The sequence below is a fragment of the Shewanella surugensis genome (genome assembly GCF_023284005.1).
GTDB classification, from domain to species: domain Bacteria; phylum Pseudomonadota; class Gammaproteobacteria; order Enterobacterales; family Shewanellaceae; genus Shewanella; species Shewanella surugensis.
The window spans coordinates 1-684 of sequence record NZ_JAKIKS010000354.1 but is presented as its reverse complement, the minus strand read 5'-3'; the positions used below and the strand labels follow the sequence as shown (position 1 = coordinate 684).

The window sequence follows — 684 nt, the reverse complement described above, 5'->3', positions numbered from 1 at the left end:
CTTCCAAAGATTTATGGCAGCAGGTTAAATCGACAGTGAGAAACGTTGAGCGTAATGATGGCGTGTTGATTTTTGACGACACGATTCAAGAAAAAGCTTGGACGGATGAAAATGAGTTAATGTGCTGGCATTACGATCACTGCAGTGGCAGTGGCCGCAACGTCAAGGGCGTCAACCTGTTGAATGCACTGTACCACTCAGGCGAAATGTCTATTCCAGTGGCATTTGAGTTGGTAAAAAAGCCCTTCCAATATAGTGTTCTGAAGACTAGGAAGGTCAAACGTAAAAGCGAGATAACCAAAAACGAAATGATGCGTCAAATGATCGAAACCTGTATTAGTAACGACTTGAAATTTCTTTTTATTCTTATGGATAGCTGGTTTCATCAAAAAATAATTTCGATTTCATCACCAGTAAGGACAAGCATTTCATCGCAGCACTCAAGAGTAACCGACTAATAACCTTGTCCGAGGAAGATAGAAAAAATAAGCGTTTTGTACGAGTAGATGAACTGAATTTCCCAGAGCAAACCGCAGTGCAAGGCTGGCTAAAAGGATATGAGAAAGCAAGTCCTGAGTTATTGTCAAATGTGGTGTATCAATGAATCGTGATGTTCTGTTTGATCTTGAGTGATCCGTTCACCATCTTTAAATTGAATACCTGATATGACATCAGCAAGCAGCT

1 protein-coding gene is annotated in these 684 nt (G+C 40.5%); it reads left to right on the top strand.

Features of this window, described 5'->3' with window-relative positions:
* A partial coding sequence (locus L2764_RS27500) for a transposase (RefSeq protein WP_248943501.1) occupies positions 1 to 458 on the top strand: 458 nt, incomplete at its 5' end.
* Positions 459 to 684 lie beyond the last annotated feature (226 nt).